This window comes from Streptomyces sp. NPDC030862 (assembly GCF_055571835.1).
In genome coordinates, this window is record NZ_JBVIEN010000006.1 from 273,436 (window position 1) to 289,574 (window position 16,139).

Here is a 16,139-nt window from a genome sequence, read left to right on the forward strand (position 1 = left end):
AAGGATGGGTCGCGTTCCTCCAGTCAACTCCCCCTCGCGGAAAAGGAGATCGTCATGGCTTCGCTGTCGCTGTCTGCTCGGCGCACCGCCACCGCTACCATCGCGGCCCTGGTGGCCGGGCTCACCCTGTGCACCTCGTCCATCGCCTCGTCCGCCGAGCAGCGCACGGACCACCGCCGGCCGGGCGCGGCGCGGATTGTCGGCAGCGGGGACTTCGTACTGCCGTACCTGAGCGACAACGATGTACGCTCCTTCAGCTTCGACGCGGTGGCCGCCCCGTACAGCACCCCGCGGCCCGGGCTTCCCAGGGGGCTGGCCGTCGACGCGCGGGGGACGGTACGCATCTCGCACCACTCGGCTGACCAGAACGTCACCTATATCTTCGACGGCCAAGTGGATTGCCTGGTCACCAGCCCGAACACGGCGACGGTCACGGCCGTCATCACGAAGGTCAGCCACGAGGAGACCGGCCAGCTCGGCAAGCGCGTCGGACTGAGCGTGCACGACGGCGGAAAGGGCGGCAAGGCCGATCGGGTGGGCTTCTCGTGGAACGGGGTGAACCTGCTGCCGAACGGTGAGGAGGCCGAGGTCGGCACCTGTATGGCCCCGGCCCCGTACGCCCCCGTCGTCAAGGGCGGCTACACCGTCACCCACGCCGAACTGGCACCGCGCCCCCGCCCGTAGGAGGCGTGCGCCACGGCCCGCACCCGCTACGAGCGACGCGCCGACCTCCACCAGGGCCTGCTCGAACCGACCTGCAGCCTCATATGCCTCCGCCGCCTCCGAACCGCATTCTGAAACGATCGGTTATAGCGCTGTGCGGGCGGGAAACCACTCGTACCCGGAGCCGTGCCGATCAGCTCCGAGACGCGGCGCAGCCGTGCCGTCGAGGCCTTGCCGAGATGGCGACCAAGAGCCCCCTGGCCCTTTTCACAGCAGGGGTTCTCCGGCCCGGGCACCTCCTACCCCAGCCCCGCCAGTCGCTCGCGCCCCGCCGCCAGCAGGGGCGGCAGCTCCGCCGCGTCGGCGTACCAGCGCTTCTCGTACTCCCAGCACGCCCAGCCCTGACCGCGCGTCAGGCCCAGGCACTCCGCGAGCGGCAGCACCCCGGTGCCCAGCGGCAGCGGGGTCGTGTCCTCGGGGGAGACGATGTCCTTGACCTGGACGTAGCCGAGGTACGGCGCGAGGACCGCGTGCGTCGCCTCCGGGGGCTCGCCCGCGAGCCAGGGGTGCATCACGTCCCACAGCGCGCCGACGTGCTTGTGGCCGACCGCGCCCACGACGCGGGCGACGTCCGCGCCCGTGCGGTGCGAGTCGTGGGTCTCCAGCAGGACCCGTACGCCCAGTTCCGCCGCGACCTCCGCCGCCGCGCCCAGCCGCCGCGCGGCCGTCGCGTCCGCCTCCGCAGGGTCCTGGTCGCCGCCGCCCGGGAAGACCCGGACGAACGGCGCGCCCAGGTCGGCCGCCAGGTACAGCAGCCGGTGCAGCTCCTCGTACACGGCCTCGTCGTCGCCGGGCGCCGCGACCCGCGCGTATCCGGCGACGGCGAGGATCTCGACACCGCCGCGCGCGAACTCCTCGGCCACCGCCCGCCGCTCGTGCGCCACCAGCCCCGGATGCACCGGTTCCTCGGGGTGGGCGCGCAGCTCGACACCGTGGTAACCGGTCTCGGCGGCGAGGCGTACGACGTCGGCGACGGGCATCCCGGGGACACCGAGTGTGGAGAAGGCGTACTTCATGGGCGCGAACCTACCCGCTTCCCACCCTTCTATGACCGAGGCGCTACCCCCGGGGCCGCCCCGTCGACGCCCGCACCATCAGCTCCGCCGCGATCGTCGCGATGCCGCCCGGGGGCACGGCCTCGGCGCCGACCGCGAGGCGGCCCGCCCGGGCGCCCGCCTCCGACAGCGGAAGCCGTACGGTCGTGAGCGCCGGCACCGCGTCCACCGAGAACGGCAGGTCGTCGAAGCCCGCCACCGAGACGTCCTCGGGGATGCGCAGCCCCCGGTCCCGCAGCGCGGCGCAGGCGCCCAGCGCCACGGTGTCGTTGGCGGCGACGACCGCCGTCAGCTCCCGGTCGCGCCGCAGCAGCTCCAGCGTCGCGTCGTAGCCGGAGCGACGGTCGTACGAGCCGTGCACGGTGAGGTGGTCCGGGCCGGCGCCCGCCGCGCCCGCCGCGGCCATCGCCTCGCGGTGCCCCTCCAGCCGGTGCCGGGTCGTCGTGCGGTCGGCGGGCCCGGCGACGTAACCGATCCGCCGGTGGCCGAGGGCCAGCAGGTGCTCGGTGAGCCGCCGCCCCCCGCCCCGGTTGTCGAAGGTCAGCGCGGCCACGGTGGCCTCACCGCCGCTCCCCTCCGGCATCGGCGGCCGCCCGCACAGCACCACGCGCGTGCCCGCGTCCGCCAGCTTGGCGAACCGCGCCGCCATCGCCGCCGTGTGCGCCGGGTCCTCCAGCGCGCCGCCGGTGAGCACGACGGCCGCCGCGCGCTGGCGCTGCAGCAGCGTCAGATAGCGCAGCTCGCGCTCGGGCGAGCCGCCGGTGTTGCAGACGACGGCGAGCTTCTCGCCTCCGGCCCGCCCCGGCGCGCCCTCGCCGATCGCGCTCTGCGCCGCGCCCGCCATGATCCCGAAGAAGGGGTCGGCGATGTCGTTGACGAGGATGCCGACCAGGTCGGAGGTGGCGGCGGCCAGCGAGCTGGCCGGCCCGTTCAGGACGTAGTCGAGCTCCTCCACCGCGCGCAGGACGCGCTCGCGCGTGGCCGCGGCGACCGGATAGTTGCCGTTCAGGACGCGCGACACGGTCGCCGGGGACACCCGGGCGCGCGCCGCGACATCGGCCAGGGTGACTGTCATCGCTATCGCGTTCCTCCGAGGAGAGTCGGGCGTGGCTCTTGTACGCGCCGCTGCCCGCAGGCTAGCGTCACCCCGTATAGAAAGCGCTTACTACAGTCCTTACTACGCCGCTTACCGACTCTTGGAGGGACCTTCGTGACACGCAGGACAGTGCGGATCGCCATGAACGGCGTCACGGGGCGGATGGGCTACCGCCAGCACCTGGTGCGCTCGATCCTCGCCCTCCGCGAGCAGGGCGGCCTGGACCTCGGCGACGGCGAGGTCCTGTGGCCCGAGCCCGTCCTCGTCGGCCGCCGCGAGCACGCCCTGCGCGCCCTCGCCGAACGCCACGGCCTCACCGAGTGGACCACCGACCTCGACGCGGTCCTCGCCGACGAGCGCACGGACGTCTACTTCGACGCCCAGGTCACCTCCGCCCGCGTCGACGCCCTCACCAAGGCCATCGCCGCCGGCAAGCACGTCTACACCGAGAAGCCCACCGCCACCGACACCGCCGGCGCCCTGGAACTGGCCCGGCTCGCCCGGGCCGCCGGCATCAAGCACGGCGTCGTCCAGGACAAGATCTTCCTGCCGGGCCTGCTCAAGCTGAAGCGTCTCGTCGACGGCGGCTTCTTCGGCGAGATCCTGTCCGTACGGGGAGAGTTCGGCTACTGGGTCTTCGAAGGCGACTGGCAGCAGGCCCAGCGCCCCTCCTGGAACTACCGCGCCGAGGACGGCGGCGGCATCGTCGTCGACATGTTCCCGCACTGGGAGTACGTGCTCCACGAGCTCTTCGGCCGCGTCACCTCGGTCTCCGCCCACGTCACCACCCACATCCCGCAGCGCTGGGACGAGGACGGCAAGCCGTACGCCGCCACCGCCGACGACGCCGCGTACGGCGTCTTCCAGCTGGCGGGCGGCGCCGTTGCGCAGATCAACTCCTCCTGGGCGGTACGCGTCCACCGCGACGAGCTCGTCGAGTTCCAGGTCGACGGCACGCACGGCTCGGCCGTCGCCGGGCTGCGCGGCTGCCGCGTCCAGCACCGGTCCATGACCCCCAAGCCCGTCTGGAACCCGGACATCCCCGTGACGGAGGCCTTCCGCGACCAGTGGCAGGAGGTGCCGGACAACACCGAGTTCGACAACGGCTTCAAGGCCCAGTGGGAGCTGTTCCTGCGCCACATCGCGCTCGACGAGCCGTACCACTGGGACCTGCTGGCGGGCGCGCGCGGTGTGCAGCTCGCCGAGCTGGGCCTGAAGTCCTCGGCGGAGGGCCGCCGCTACGAGGTGCCGGAGCTGTCGCTGTGACGATCCGCCTCCCGCACGGCACGTACGAACCCCGCACCTCCGCCGCGTCCTTCACGCCGGGCGCCGCCCTCACCTCCCGTACGGTCTTCTCCGCCGCGCACGTCGTGGCCGACCCGTACGCGGACGTCTCGCCCGACTCCCCGGCGGCCGTGGACTGGGACGCCACGCTCGCCTTCCGCCGCCACCTGTGGTCGCACGGGCTCGGCGTCGCCGAGGCCATGGACACCGCGCAGCGGGGCATGGGCCTGGACTGGACGGGGGCCGCCGAGCTGATCCGCCGCTCGGCGGCGGAGGCCAAGGCGGTGGGCGGCCGGATCGCGGCGGGCGCCGGCACGGACCAGCTGACGGGCGCCGCGGACCTGACGGCCGTACGGCACGCGTACGAGGAGCAGCTCGCGCTGGTCGAATCCGCCGGCGTGCAGCCCGTCCTCATGGCGTCCCGCGCCCTGGCGGCGGCCGCGACGAGCCCCGACGACTACCTGGCCGTCTACACCCCCCTCCTGCGCCAGGCGTCCGAGCCCGTGATCCTCCACTGGCTGGGCCCGATGTTCGACCCGGCCCTGGAGGGCTACTGGGGCTCGGCGGACCTGGACGCCGCGACCGACACCTTCCTGAAGGTCATCGCCGAGCATCCCGACAAGGTCGACGGCGTCAAGGTGTCCCTGCTGGACGCGCGCCGCGAGGTCGACCTGCGCCGCCGCCTCCCGAGGGGCGTGCGCTGCTACACCGGCGACGACTTCCACTACCCCGAGCTGATCGCGGGCGACGATCAGGGCTTCAGCCACGCGCTGCTGGGCGTCTTCGACCCGCTGGGGCCGCTGGCGGCGGAGGCGGTCCGCCGCCTCGACACCGGTGACACGGCGGGCTTCCGCGCCCTCCTCGACCCGACCGTCCCCCTCGCGCGCCACCTCTTCCAGACGCCCACCCGCTACTACAAGACGGGCGTGGTGCTGCTGGCGTGGCTGGCCGGCCACCAGGACCACTTCACGATGGTCGGCGGCCTCCAGTCGGCGCGCTCCCTGCCGCACCTGGCGAAGGCGTACGAACTGGCCGACCGGCTGGGCCTGTTCCCCGACCCCGAGCTGGCGGAATCCCGCATGAGGAGCCTGCTGACCGTGTGCGGAGCCGACCGGTGGACCTGACCCGCTTCAGCATCAACCAGATGACGGTCAAGCAACTCCCGCTCCCCGAGCTGATGGAGGCCTGCGTCCGCCTCGGCGTCCCCGGCGTCGGCCTCTGGCGCGAGCCGGTGCGCGCGTACGGGGTCGAGGCCACGGCCAAGCTCGTCCGGGACGCCGGCCTGACGGTCACCACCCTGTGCCGCGGCGGCTTCTTCACCACCGCGACCGACCTCGACGACAACCGCGCCGCCATCGACGAGGCGGCGACCCTCGGCACGGACACCCTGGTCCTCGTCTCCGGCGGTCTGCCCCCCGGCGGCAAGGACCTGCCCGGCGCCCGCTCCCTCATCGCGGACGCCCTCACCGAACTCGCCCCGTACGCCGCCGAGCGCGGCGTCCGCCTGGCGATCGAGCCGCTGCACCCCATGTACGCGGCCGACCGCTGCGCCGTCTCCACCCTGGACCAGGCCCTCGCCCTGGCCGAGCCCTTCCCCGCCTCGCAGGTCGGCGTCGTCGTCGACACGTACCACGTCTGGTGGGACGACCGCGCCCCTGCGGCGGTCATCCGCGCGGGCGCCCAGGGCCGCATCCACTCCTTCCAGCTCGCCGACTGGACCCTCCCCCTCCCGGCCGGCGTCCTCACCGGCCGCGGCCAGCTCGGCGACGGCACGATCGACCTCCGTGCCTGGCGCGAACTGGTCGACGCGGCGGGCTACACGGGCCCCATCGAGGTCGAGCTCTTCAACGACGACCTGTGGGCGCGCGACGGCCTGGAGGTCCTGGAGGAGACGGCCCGCCGGTACGCGGAACACGCGCTGTAGGGGCCCCGCTTGTGGAATCCGGCTTCCGGAAAAATTACCCCCCGCATCCGTGCAACCAACCGGCGGTGAGGGGAGTCGTACATGGCGTCAGGGCTTCCGGGGGAATCTGGGGGGATTCGGGAGGCCTTGAGGGGTGGGGGGAGCGCACAGGGGCCCGGTCATCGGACCGGGCCCCTTGGTGTCGCTCACCTGGTCCGATGCGGGTTCCACGGCTCTCACCCGCGTTCTCGCTCGCGCAAAGTGCGGGCTGTCTCGATGTCCTCCCGCAGTGCACTGAGCCGAGGTGGCTGCCTGGAATCGTCCAGAACAACGGCATGCAGTCGATCACCCACCCGCGGAGGAGCCACGCCCGTGGACCACCAGGACGGATGCTTGACCTGGTCGATGAAACCCGTAGTCCCGTTCGCGTCGACCTGTGATCCAACGGAGGCGACGGCCGTGACCGTGACCTCGACTTCCTGGTGGTTCGCGAGCGTCATCGAGTCAGCGGTACTCGCTGGCCAGATAATCGAGATGCTCCAGCTCCGACCCCCGCAGCGCTTGGCGCTGCAGCTCCCACAAGGGAGTGAGGTGGTCAGCTTCAACGAAACCGGTTGCGGTGAGTTCGCTCAACGCGTTGAGCTCGCTCTCCAGGCAGTCCCGCTCGCTCTCCAAGGCTGCGACGGATGACAGCAGTCCGGCGATCACGGCTACCTCGCGCCGGTCGAAGGAGTGCAGCCAGTCGCAGATCACCTCCGAGGTCTCCTCTCTGATGTCAGGGGATGCGGAAACCAACCCGCGAACGACTTTGAGGAGATTCTCGTTTCCTACCGTCATCCCACCCACTCCGATGCTGCGGCCCGGAACTGCTCCACGAGAGCACACCCTGGATACGTCCCGAACGCCGTGTACCTCCAGCGGTAGTGGCACGACCAGTAGCTCACCACACGCCTCTCCGTCCGCGCGAAGAAGGCCGCGTTCCGCGCGACGAACTCTCCGTAGAGCCGGCGCTGGGCCGAGCCGGGGACAGCGAGCCCGGGAAGCCCCCGCCCGATCGCCTCGACGATCTCCAGTACGTACTCGCCGGCCAGCTGCACCACGAACGGCACGACCCACGGCTCGCTTGACGACACGATCTGTTCGAGGCGCCGCTGACGGACCCGGCCGTCGCTGTGCCGGGAGTACAGGCACTGCAGGATCAGGCGCTGGGTCCCGGTCAGGGACCGCTCCAGGCCGGCCTCCGGTTCCGGGTGGTAGATCCGCGAGGGGACGGCAACCATCTCGCCCCGCACATCGACGTGGAAGGGGTCCGCCGGCCCGAGCGCGGCGTCCGGCACGGCCGCGAGAGCACTCCGTACATCACCGGCAAGACGGGCCGGAAACGCCGCCACAAGGGGATGCAGGGCGCTCGACGGGCCAGGGGACAGGTGCACGCGACGAGGATAATCGGCGGACCTCCCGCTCCCGCTCTGCGGAAGGCGCTCAGCGGACCGGCCCGGCGCCGCGGGAGTTGTCCACAGGCCTGCCGGACTGTCCGACCTGCCCGGTAGCGTCGGGGCATGTCCAACCTGGCAGTCGTCGAAGGGGTCCTCGAGCGGATCACGTACGCCAACGAGGAGAACGGCTACACCGTCGCGCGGGTCGACACCGGGCGCGGCGGTGGGGAGCTGCTCACCGTCGTCGGCTCGCTGCTCGGCGCGCAGCCGGGGGAGTCGCTGCGGATGGAGGGGCGCTGGGGGTCGCATCCGCAGTACGGCAGGCAGTTCACGGTGGAGAACTACACGACCGTGCTGCCCGCGACCGTGCAGGGCATCCGGAGGTACCTGGGGTCCGGGCTGATCAAGGGCATCGGCCCCCGCATCGCGGAGCGGATCGTCGACCACTTCGGGGTGGAGACGCTCGACGTCATCGAGCGGGAGCCGAAGCGGCTCATCGAGGTGCCGGGGCTCGGGCCCAAGCGGACCAAGCTCATCGGGGCCGCGTGGGAGGAGCAGAAGGCGATCAAGGAGGTCATGGTCTTCCTCCAGGGGGTGGGCGTCTCCACCTCCATCGCGGTGCGGATCTACAAGAAGTACGGGGACGCCTCGATCTCGGTGGTGAAGAACCAGCCCTACCGGCTGGCCGCCGACGTGTGGGGCATCGGGTTCCTCACCGCCGACCGGATCGCACAGGCCGTCGGCATCCCGCACGACAGCCCGGAGCGCGTGAAGGCGGGGCTGCGGTACGCGCTGTCGCAGTCCAGCGACCAGGGGCACTGCTTCCTGCCCGAGGAGCAGCTCATCGCGGACGCGGTCAAGCTGCTCCAGGTCGACACGGGCCTGGTCATCGAGTGCCTCGCCGAGCTCGTCGCGGACGAGGAGGAGGGCGGGGTCGTACGGGAGCGGGTGCCGGGGCCGGAGGGGCCCGCGGGGGAGCCGCTGACCGCCGTCTACCTGGTGCCGTTCCACCGCGCCGAGGTCTCCCTCGCCGCCCAGCTGCTGCGGCTGCTGCGCACCGAGGAGGACCGGATGCCCGCCTTCCGGGACGTCGCCTGGGACAAGGCGCTCGCCTGGCTCGCGGACCGTACGGGCGCGGAGCTGGCGCCCGAGCAGGAGCAGGCCGTGCGGCTCGCCCTCACCGAGAAGGTGGCCGTGCTGACGGGTGGACCCGGCTGCGGCAAGTCCTTCACCGTGCGTTCCATCGTGGAGCTGGCCCGGGCCAAGAAGGCCAAGGTCGTCCTCGCCGCGCCGACCGGCCGCGCGGCCAAGCGGCTGTCGGAGCTGACCGGCGCGGAGGCCTCCACCGTGCACCGGCTGCTGGAGCTGAAGCCGGGCGGTGACGCGGCGTACGACCGGGACCGGCCGCTCGACGCCGACCTGGTCGTCGTCGACGAGGCCTCCATGCTCGACCTGCTGCTGGCCAACAAGCTGGTCAAGGCGGTCGCCCCGGGCGCGCACCTGCTGCTGGTGGGGGACGTGGACCAGCTGCCGAGCGTCGGTGCCGGCGAGGTGCTCAGCGACCTGCTGGCCCCGGACAGCCCGGTCCCCGCCGTCCGGCTGACGAGGATCTTCCGGCAGGCCCAGCAGTCCGGTGTGGTCACCAACGCCCACCGGATCAACTCCGGTCAGCAGCCCCTCACTTCGGGACTGCCGGACTTCTTCCTTTTCGTCGCGGAGGAGACCGAGGAGGCCGGGCGCCTCGCGGTGGACGTCGCCGCCCGCCGCGTGCCGATGAAATTCGGCCTTGATCCGCGCCGGGACGTCCAGGTCCTCGCGCCCATGCACCGCGGCCCGGCGGGCGCGGGCACCCTCAACGGCCTGCTGCAGCAGGCGATCACTCCCGCCCGCCCGGATCTGCCCGAGAAGAGGTTCGGCGGCCGGGTCTTCCGCGTCGGCGACAAAGTCACCCAGATTCGCAACAATTACGAAAAGGGCGCGAACGGCGTCTTCAACGGCACGGTCGGCGTGGTCACCTCCCTGAACGTGGACGACCAGCGCCTGACGGTACTGACGGACGAGGACGAGGAGGTGCCGTACGACTTCGACGAGCTCGACGAGCTGGCGCACGCGTACGCCGTCACCATCCACCGCTCCCAGGGCAGCGAGTACCCGGCCGTGGTCATCCCGGTCACCACGGGGGCGTGGATGATGCTGCAGCGCAACCTGCTCTACACCGCCGTCACGCGCGCGAAGAAGCTCGTCGTCCTCGTCGGCTCACGCAAGGCGATCGCCCAGGCCGTCCGGACCGTCTCCGCCGGTCGGCGCTTTACCTCACTGCGGTACCGGCTGACAGGTGAGGTACGGGTGGGAAACATCACCCAGAGCCCCCCGGGAGATCGCCGGACTTTCCTAACCGGGGCGAAGGGGGCAGGATGAGCAGGTTGACGGCACTGAGTGCCGCCAATTGGCCGAATGGTCGACCCCGAGTGCACTCTGCTGAGCCAAGTGGGGGATGGTAGAGACAGTCAGGGCACCTCGAAGAAGAGGCACTACGTCGGTGAGGGATGACGTGAGCGACAACTCTGTAGTACTGCGGTACGCGGACGGTGAGTACACCTACCCGGTGGTCGAGAGCACCGTCGGTGACAAGGGCTTCGACATCGGGAAGCTCCGAGCCCAGACCGGTCTGGTGACCCTGGACAGTGGTTACGGCAACACCGCCGCCTATAAATCCGCGATCACCTACCTCGACGGCGAGGAGGGCATCCTGCGGTACCGCGGCTACCCCATCGAGCAGCTGGCGGAGCGCTCCACCTTCCTCGAGGTGGCGTACCTGCTGATCAACGGCGAGCTCCCCAAGGTGGACGAGCTGGCGGCCTTCCGCAACGAGATCACGCAGCACACGCTGCTGCACGAGGACGTCAAGCGGTTCTTCGACGGGTTCCCGCGCGACGCCCACCCGATGGCGATGCTGTCCTCCGTCGTCAGCGCGCTGTCCACCTTCTACCAGGACAGCCACAACCCCTTCGACGAGAAGCAGCGCCACCTCTCCACGATCCGGCTGCTCGCCAAGCTGCCGACGATCGCGGCGTACGCGTACAAGAAGTCGATCGGTCACCCCTTCGTCTACCCGCGCAACGACCTCTCGTACGTCGAGAACTTCCTGCGCATGACCTTCTCGGTCCCGGCGCAGGAGTACGAGCTCGACCCGGTCGTGGTCTCCGCCCTGGACAAGCTGCTGATCCTGCACGCGGACCACGAGCAGAACTGTTCGACCTCCACCGTGCGCCTGGTCGGCTCCTCGCAGGCGAACATGTTCGCCTCGATCTCCGCCGGCATCTCGGCCCTGTGGGGCCCGCTGCACGGTGGCGCCAACCAGTCGGTGCTGGAGATGCTCCAGGGCATCCAGGCCACCGGCGGCGACGTCGACTCCTTCATCCGCAAGGTGAAGAACAAGGAGGACGGCGTCCGCCTGATGGGCTTCGGCCACCGCGTCTACAAGAACTTCGACCCCCGCGCGAAGATCATCAAGGCGGCGGCGCACGATGTCCTCTCGGCCCTCGGCAAGTCCGACGAGCTGCTCGACATCGCGCTGAAGCTGGAGGAGCACGCGCTCGCCGACGAGTACTTCGTCTCGCGCAACCTCTACCCGAACGTCGACTTCTACACGGGTCTGATCTACCGGGCGATGGGCTTCCCGACCGAGATGTTCACGGTCCTCTTCGCCCTGGGCCGGCTGCCGGGCTGGATCGCCCAGTGGCACGAGATGATCAAGGAGCCGGGCTCCCGCATCGGCCGCCCGCGCCAGATCTACACGGGCGAGGTCCTGCGCGACTTCGTGCCGGTCGAGGCCCGCTGACGCCCGACGCCTTCCGCTTCCCCCGCGGGGGAAGCGAAAAGCGCCCCGCCGCCGATCCCCCCACGGGTCGACGAGCGGGGCGCTTCCCTATCCCGGAGCGGATTCCCCCCACGGGATCCGGCCGGGCGTCTGCCGGGTTCGACAGAAGCTCGCGGTTGCGATCTGCCGGGGTACGTACGTACGGGAGGGCCGCTCAAAGCTCCCCGGTGCACGTGCCCCGGCCAACGCTTGCCTGGGACGTCCCCCAAGACATCCCATGAACGTCCCCCAAGACGTTCGTGGCATCGCCCATTTAGACTCGCGAGCCGTCCAAATGGTTACCCCCAAATATCTGTGATCTAGGTCTCTTTGTGAAGGTCTTGTGTGTCACGTGAAGGCAAACTCACGTGAACGATCGCAGACGAAGGCTGTTCGTCACCACGAAAATGGACGAAAACGCCATGGCGAGCCCCGCGATCATGGGATTGAGGAGGCCGGCGGCGGCCAGCGGCAGCGCGGCGACGTTGTAGCCGAAGGCCCAGAAGAGGTTCCCCTTGATCGTGGCGAGGGTGCGGCGCGCGAGGCGGATCGCGTCCGCCGCGACCCGCAGGTCCCCGCGTACGAGGGTGAGGTCGCCCGCCTCGATGGCCGCGTCCGTGCCCGTACCCATCGCCAGGCCCAGGTCGGCCTGGGCGAGGGCGGCCGCGTCGTTGACGCCGTCACCGACCATCGCCACGGAGCGGCCCTCGGCCTGCAGCCGCCTGATGACGTCGGCCTTCTCCTCGGGCAGCACCTCCGCGTACACCTCCTCGATGCCGACCTCGGCCGCGACCCGCTCGGCGACGGCCCGGTTGTCGCCGGTGAGCAGGACCGGGGCGAGGCCCAGCGCGCGCAGCCGCCGTACCGCCTCCGGGCTCGTCTCCTTGACGGCGTCGGCGACGGCGAGGGCGCCGCGCACCCGGCCGTCCCAGGCGACGTGGACGAGCGTGGTGCCGTCGTCCGGGGCCGCCGTGATCTCCGCGTCGTCCAGCAGGGCCGCACGCCCGACCACCACCTTGTGGCCGTCGACGACACCCCGTACGCCGAGCCCCGGCACGTTCTCGAAGCTCTCGGGCGACGGCAGTACGCCCACCCGCTCGGCGGCGCCCGCCGCTACCGCGCGGGCGACCGGGTGCTCGGAGGCGTGCTCCAGCGCCCCCGCGAGGCGCAGCAGCTCGCGCTCGTCCGTGCCCTCGGAGGCGTACACGCCCTGGAGGGTCATGCGCCCGGTGGTGACCGTGCCCGTCTTGTCGAGGACGACGGTGTCGACGCGGCGCGTGGACTCCAGCACCTCCGGGCCCTTGATGAGGATGCCCAGCTGGGCGCCGCGCCCGGTGCCGACCATGAGCGCGGTCGGCGTGGCGAGGCCCAGCGCGCAGGGGCAGGCGATGATCAGGACGGCTACGGCCGCGGTGAAGGACGCGGTCGCGTCACCGGTCACGGCCAGCCAGGTCAGCAGCGTACCGAGGGAGACCAGCAGCACGACGGGTACGAAGACGGCGGAGACCCGGTCCGCGAGCCGCTGCACCCGCGCCTTGCCGGTCTGCGCCTCCTCGACCAGCCGGGCCATCCGGGCGAGCTGGGTGTCGGCGCCGACGCGGGTGGCCTCGACGACGAGGCGGCCGGAGGTGTTGAGCGTGGCCCCGGTGACGGGGTCGCCGACGGTGACGTCGACGGGGACGGACTCGCCGGTGAGCAGCGACACGTCGACGGCCGAGGCGCCCTCGACGACCGTCCCGTCGGTGGCGATCTTCTCCCCGGGGCGGACCACGAAGCGGTCGCCGGACCGCAGGTCGCCGACCGGGATCCGCACCTCGCGGCCGTCGCGCAGGACGGCCACGTCCTTCGCACCGAGGCGCATGAGGGCGCGCAGGGCCGCACCGGCGCTGCGCTTGGCGCGGGCCTCCAGGTAGCGGCCGAGGAGGATGAAGGTGGTGACTCCGGCGGCGACCTCCAGGTAGATCGTCGACGCGCCGTCCCCGGGGGTGGGGGTGAGGTCGAAGCCGTGGCGCATGCCGGGGGCGCCGGCGTGGCCGAGGAACAGCGCCCACAGGGACCAGCCGAAGGCGGCGAGGGTGCCGACCGAGACGAGCGTGTCCATCGTCGCGGCGCCGTGCCGGAGGTTGGTCCAGGCGGCACGGTGGAACGGCAGGCCGCCCCAGACGACGACGGGGGCGGCGAGGGTGAGCGAGAGCCACTGCCAGTGGTCGAACTGGAGCGAGGGCACCATCGCGAGCAGGACGACGGGCGCAGCGAGGAGGAGGGAGACGGCGAGCCGCTGCCGCAGGGCGTCGGTCTCCCGGTCCGGGGCCTTCTCCTGCCGCTCCTCCGGCGTCGGCGCCTCCGGTGCCGGCACAGGTGGCGGTGGCGGGGGCGGTGGGGCCGGTTCCCGGGCCGTGTAACCCGTCCTGACGACCGTCGCGATCAGATCGGCGACCTCCACGTCGGTGGAGTGGGTGACCTTCGCCTTCTCCGTCGCGTAGTTGACGGTCGCGGTGACGCCTTCCATGCGGTTGAGCTTCTTCTCCACGCGGGCCGCGCAGGAGGCGCAGGTCATCCCGCCGATGAGTAGTTCGGTGGTGGAGGTCTCGGTCCCGGCGCCGGTCTCGGTGCCGGTCCCGGCCTCGGGTTCCGGTGGAGTGGTGGTGCTGGTCATGGGCGATTCCAGAACGGGGCGGGGCCGGGCCGACCGTCGTCACGGTACGGCCCGGCCGATGGTCCGAGGAGCGGGCCGCGGGCGCCGGGTTGCGGCCGGCGGTGCCGGGTCGCGGTGCCGGCCCGCGGTCCTCGTGCTCAGGCCTGGCCGACGAGTTCGTAGCCCGCTTCGTCGACGGCCGCGCGCACGGCGTCCTCGTCCAGCGCGGCCTCGGACACCACGGTAACGCGGCCGGTGGCGGCGACGGCCGTGACGGAGGTGACGCCCGGGATCTCCGAGATCTCGCTGGAGACGGCGCCCTCGCAGTGGCCGCACGTCATGCCCTTGACCTGGTAGACGGTGGTGACCGTGCCGGCGGCGGCCGGGGTGTCGGCGGCACCGCCGTGGCAGCCGCCCGACGGCGAGCAGCAGGAGCCGGAGGTGGCCTGGGGCAGTTCGGTCTTCGTCTCGGCGGTCATGGCGTACTCCTTTGGGGTCGGTCATGGTGCGCCAGGGGTTCACGGGAATGCCGTGGCTGCCTGACACTCCTCACTCTATACCCCTAGGGGGTATGAATGCCAGGCGGTGCGGTGGGCGATTTCCCGCCGGTACGTGAGAGGGCCCCGCACCGGGGTCGGTGCGGGGCCGTGGAGGGTGCGGAGCCGCGGAGGGTGCGGGTCGCGGAGGGTACGGGCCGCGGGGCGGCGGGGAGTCAGCCCTTGCGCCCCCGGTTGCCCGGTCGATTGGCGACCCAGGTGCGGATGGTGTCCGCGTACCAGTACGGCTTGCCGCCCTCGACGTGGTCGGGCTGGGGGAGCAGGCCGTGTTTGCGGTACGACCGGACGGTGTCCGGCTGTACCCGGATGTGTGCGGCGATCTCCTTGTAGGACCAGAGCCTTCTGTCCGTCATCTGGGGCACCTCCCTGCGGGCGCCGCGGCGGCGGCCCGGGAGGGCCGTCGGGGGAGCCGCGGCGGGACGCTGGCGATCACTGAGCCTGTGCCCGGACAACGACGCTGAGTGAGCAGCGGGGAGCGGCTGTCGAAGGGCTGTGACGGAAGCCGGGCGGAGTGGAGACAAGCGTGACGAGGAAGAGACGCCTGTGACGCGAGAGGCGCCGACCGAAACCGCCCGGGCCTCAGGCGCCGACCGAAACCGCCCGGGCCTCAGGCGCCGCAGGAGCGGAGGAAGCGGCGCGTCCGCTCCGCGATGGGGTACGGCTTGTCCGGCGGGCACGGGTACATGTCCTGCTCGACGATGGCGAAGAGGTCCACCTCCAGCGCCTGGGCCGCGGCCAGCACCGGTTCGAGCGCGGGCACCCCGGCGGGCGGCTCGCACATCACGCCGCGCGCGACGGCCGGGCCGAAGGGGGTCCCCTCGGCGATGACCTGGGCGAGGATCCGGGGGTCCACCTGCTTGAGGTGGAGGTAGCCGATCCGTTCCCCGTAGGTCTCGATGAGCTTGACGCTGTCGCCGCCGCAGTAGGCGTAGTGCCCGGTGTCCAGGCAGAGGGCGACCAGCCCGGGGTCGGTGGCGTCGAGGAAGCGGGTGACGTTCTCCTCGGTGTCGATGTGCGTGTCGGCGTGCGGGTGGACGACGATGCGCAGCCCGAAGCGGTCCTGCACCTCCAGGCCCAGGCGCTCCGTCAGGCGGGTCAGGTTGCGCCACTGTTCCGGCGTCAGGGTCCGGTCCTCCAGCACCCGGCCGGTCTTGTCGTCCCGCCAGAAGGACGGGATGACGACCAGGTGGTCGGCGCCCATGGCCCGGGCCAGGGCGGCGTTGTCGGCGACGTGTGCCCAGGTCTTCTCCCACAAGGCCTCGCCGTGGTGCAGCCCGGTGAAGACGGTGCCGGCCGACACCTTGAGGCCCCGGCGCGCGGTCTCCTCGGTGAGCCGCGCCGGATCCGTGGGGAGGTAGCCGTACGGGCCGAGTTCGATCCACTCGTAACCGGCTGCGGCCACCTCGTCCAGGAAGCGTTCCCAGGGGACCTGCCGGGGGTCGTCGGCGAACCACACGCCCCACGAGTCGGGGGCGGAACCGATCCGGATACGGGACAGCGGCGGCGGTGACTGCGGCGTCATGGGGGCCAGCTTGGAGGCGGCCGGAGGAGAGCGTCAAGAGATAGTCCGAATGTAAGGACAAAATGTTGA

Annotated in this window: 14 protein-coding genes and 1 pseudogene; 7 read left to right on the forward strand and 8 right to left on the reverse strand. The window is 71.6% G+C overall.

Annotated elements, in window-relative coordinates; all coding sequences use genetic code 11:
• The first annotated feature begins 54 nt into the window (after nucleotides 1-54).
• Both ACZ42X_RS18430 and ACZ42X_RS18435 read left to right on the forward strand, forming a co-directional pair.
• Nucleotides 55-684: a hypothetical protein gene (locus ACZ42X_RS18430; RefSeq protein ID WP_468290756.1), complete on the forward strand. Its 630-nt coding sequence runs from the start codon at nucleotides 55-57 to the stop codon at nucleotides 682-684.
• Nucleotides 685-702: 18 nt separating this feature from the next.
• Nucleotides 703-798 (forward strand): annotated as a pseudogene (locus ACZ42X_RS18435) (IS5/IS1182 family transposase); the annotation flags it as partial.
• A gap of 164 nt (nucleotides 799-962) precedes the next feature.
• Here ACZ42X_RS18435 and ACZ42X_RS18440 read toward each other — a convergent pair.
• Together ACZ42X_RS18440 and ACZ42X_RS18445 are read right to left on the reverse strand one after the other, a co-directional pair.
• A complete protein-coding gene (locus ACZ42X_RS18440; protein WP_468290759.1) occupies nucleotides 963-1,739 on the reverse strand; it encodes a sugar phosphate isomerase/epimerase family protein in 777 nt (258 codons plus the stop codon).
• Nucleotides 1,740-1,782: 43 nt separating this feature from the next.
• Entirely contained in the window at nucleotides 1,783-2,853 is a 1,071-nt protein-coding gene (locus ACZ42X_RS18445) for a LacI family DNA-binding transcriptional regulator (RefSeq protein ID WP_468290762.1), read from the reverse strand.
• 135 nt (nucleotides 2,854-2,988) lie between these two features.
• Here ACZ42X_RS18445 and ACZ42X_RS18450 point away from each other — a divergent pair, with 135 nt between their 5' ends.
• Genes ACZ42X_RS18450 through ACZ42X_RS18460 form a run of 3 tightly spaced genes read left to right on the forward strand, consistent with a single transcriptional unit; the run spans nucleotide 2,989 to nucleotide 6,082 of the window.
• Complete coding sequence (locus ACZ42X_RS18450) at nucleotides 2,989-4,140, forward strand: Gfo/Idh/MocA family protein (RefSeq protein ID WP_468290765.1); 1,152 nt, start codon at nucleotides 2,989-2,991, stop codon at nucleotides 4,138-4,140.
• On the forward strand, nucleotides 4,137-5,282 hold the full coding sequence (locus ACZ42X_RS18455) for a dihydrodipicolinate synthase family protein (RefSeq protein WP_468290768.1): 1,146 nt from the start codon (nucleotides 4,137-4,139) through the stop codon (nucleotides 5,280-5,282). The genes ACZ42X_RS18450 and ACZ42X_RS18455 overlap by 4 nt, the downstream gene beginning before the upstream one ends.
• 20 nt (nucleotides 5,283-5,302) lie before the next feature.
• Complete coding sequence (locus ACZ42X_RS18460) at nucleotides 5,303-6,082, forward strand: sugar phosphate isomerase/epimerase family protein (protein ID WP_468291218.1); 780 nt, start codon at nucleotides 5,303-5,305, stop codon at nucleotides 6,080-6,082.
• A 483-nt stretch (nucleotides 6,083-6,565) separates the two neighbouring features.
• Here ACZ42X_RS18460 and ACZ42X_RS18465 read toward each other — a convergent pair whose 3' ends face one another.
• Complete coding sequence (locus ACZ42X_RS18465) at nucleotides 6,566-6,898, reverse strand: hypothetical protein (RefSeq protein ID WP_468290771.1); 333 nt, start codon at nucleotides 6,896-6,898, stop codon at nucleotides 6,566-6,568.
• Nucleotides 6,895-7,494, reverse strand: coding sequence for a hypothetical protein (locus tag ACZ42X_RS18470; RefSeq protein ID WP_468290773.1), 600 nt, complete (start codon nucleotides 7,492-7,494; stop codon nucleotides 6,895-6,897). Before ACZ42X_RS18470 ends, ACZ42X_RS18465 begins: the two co-directional genes overlap by 4 nt.
• Nucleotides 7,495-7,620: 126 nt before the next feature.
• Here ACZ42X_RS18470 and recD2 point away from each other — a divergent pair, with 126 nt between their 5' ends.
• Complete coding sequence (recD2, locus tag ACZ42X_RS18475) at nucleotides 7,621-9,915, forward strand: SF1B family DNA helicase RecD2 (RefSeq protein WP_468290776.1); 2,295 nt, start codon at nucleotides 7,621-7,623, stop codon at nucleotides 9,913-9,915.
• A gap of 133 nt (nucleotides 9,916-10,048) precedes the next feature.
• A complete protein-coding gene (locus ACZ42X_RS18480) occupies nucleotides 10,049-11,338 on the forward strand; it encodes a citrate synthase (RefSeq protein WP_468290779.1) in 1,290 nt (429 codons plus the stop codon).
• Nucleotides 11,339-11,720: 382 nt separating this feature from the next.
• On the opposite strand, the gene ACZ42X_RS18485 is transcribed toward ACZ42X_RS18480, so the two are convergent.
• The 4 genes from ACZ42X_RS18485 to ACZ42X_RS18500 all read right to left on the reverse strand — a co-directional run bounded on the left by ACZ42X_RS18485 (nucleotide 11,721) and on the right by ACZ42X_RS18500 (nucleotide 16,070).
• Nucleotides 11,721-14,012: a heavy metal translocating P-type ATPase gene (locus tag ACZ42X_RS18485; protein WP_468290782.1), complete on the reverse strand. Its 2,292-nt coding sequence runs from the start codon at nucleotides 14,010-14,012 to the stop codon at nucleotides 11,721-11,723.
• A 137-nt stretch (nucleotides 14,013-14,149) separates the two neighbouring features.
• Nucleotides 14,150-14,470, reverse strand: coding sequence for a heavy-metal-associated domain-containing protein (locus ACZ42X_RS18490; RefSeq protein ID WP_468290785.1), 321 nt, complete (start codon nucleotides 14,468-14,470; stop codon nucleotides 14,150-14,152).
• A gap of 233 nt (nucleotides 14,471-14,703) precedes the next feature.
• Nucleotides 14,704-14,901: a helix-turn-helix transcriptional regulator gene (locus ACZ42X_RS18495; RefSeq protein ID WP_468290788.1), complete on the reverse strand. Its 198-nt coding sequence runs from the start codon at nucleotides 14,899-14,901 to the stop codon at nucleotides 14,704-14,706.
• Nucleotides 14,902-15,155: 254 nt separating this feature from the next.
• Entirely contained in the window at nucleotides 15,156-16,070 is a 915-nt protein-coding gene (locus ACZ42X_RS18500; protein WP_468290791.1) for a sugar phosphate isomerase/epimerase family protein, read from the reverse strand.
• Between the last annotated feature and the right edge of the window lie 69 nt (nucleotides 16,071-16,139).

Excerpts from the sequence above, each read along its gene's own strand:
- ACZ42X_RS18430 (WP_468290756.1), top strand. The coding sequence starts at position 55 with ATGGCTTCGCTGTCGCTGTCTGCTCGGCGCACCGCCACCGCTACCATC.
- ACZ42X_RS18440 (WP_468290759.1), bottom strand. The coding sequence starts at position 1,739 with ATGAAGTACGCCTTCTCCACACTCGGTGTCCCCGGGATGCCCGTCGCC.
- ACZ42X_RS18445 (WP_468290762.1), bottom strand. The coding sequence starts at position 2,853 with ATGACAGTCACCCTGGCCGATGTCGCGGCGCGCGCCCGGGTGTCCCCG.
- ACZ42X_RS18460 (WP_468291218.1), top strand. The coding sequence starts at position 5,303 with ATGACGGTCAAGCAACTCCCGCTCCCCGAGCTGATGGAGGCCTGCGTC.
- ACZ42X_RS18465 (WP_468290771.1), bottom strand. The coding sequence starts at position 6,898 with ATGACGGTAGGAAACGAGAATCTCCTCAAAGTCGTTCGCGGGTTGGTT.
- recD2 (WP_468290776.1), top strand. The coding sequence starts at position 7,621 with ATGTCCAACCTGGCAGTCGTCGAAGGGGTCCTCGAGCGGATCACGTAC.
- ACZ42X_RS18485 (WP_468290782.1), bottom strand. The coding sequence starts at position 14,012 with ATGACCAGCACCACCACTCCACCGGAACCCGAGGCCGGGACCGGCACC.
- ACZ42X_RS18490 (WP_468290785.1), bottom strand. The coding sequence starts at position 14,470 with ATGACCGCCGAGACGAAGACCGAACTGCCCCAGGCCACCTCCGGCTCC.
- ACZ42X_RS18495 (WP_468290788.1), bottom strand. The coding sequence starts at position 14,901 with ATGACGGACAGAAGGCTCTGGTCCTACAAGGAGATCGCCGCACACATC.
- ACZ42X_RS18500 (WP_468290791.1), bottom strand. The coding sequence starts at position 16,070 with ATGACGCCGCAGTCACCGCCGCCGCTGTCCCGTATCCGGATCGGTTCC.